Here is a 429-nt window from a genome sequence, read left to right as displayed (position 1 = left end):
CACAGTGGCTTTCGCCGAAGATAGTTCTTCTTCCAGGCGCTTTTTCTCTCTCGTATACGTTTCCTGCTCACTGATATGCGCCGCCTTAAGTTGTTCTAACTGCTTTTCTAATGCACTTGAGCGACGCTCTGCTTCTTCAAACGATTTTTGTGTCGTTGATAAACTTTGTTGTAAATCGGAAACCGTTTCTTGTTGTTTCTTCAATTCAGAGGATAAAGAATCTAACGCTTCCGCCTTACTTTGCAGTGCTTCGGTTAGGCGTTGGATTTCATCAACTAATTCGGTGTTCTTTAATTCCTGACCCTCTGCTGAAGCCTTGGCACTGGACAATTCTTCAGTTAATGCTTCGTTGCTTCGTTTAAGTGCTTGGAACTGTTCTTGCAACTCTTTCAGCGAAGCTAAGTTTGAGGCCAGCGTTTGCTCTGCTAC

At 43.8% G+C, this 429-nt stretch carries 1 protein-coding gene; it reads right to left on the bottom strand.

What is annotated here, in order from left to right:
* Window positions 1-429 (bottom strand): hypothetical protein (locus tag Ljam_RS15290; protein ID WP_202967565.1); only part of this gene is annotated, 429 nt, incomplete at both ends.

The sequence above is a fragment of the Legionella jamestowniensis genome (assembly GCF_001467745.1).
Lineage (GTDB): Bacteria > Pseudomonadota > Gammaproteobacteria > Legionellales > Legionellaceae > Tatlockia > Tatlockia jamestowniensis.
The sequence above is the reverse complement of the archived record's forward strand: the minus strand, read 5'-3'. Positions and strand labels throughout refer to the sequence as shown.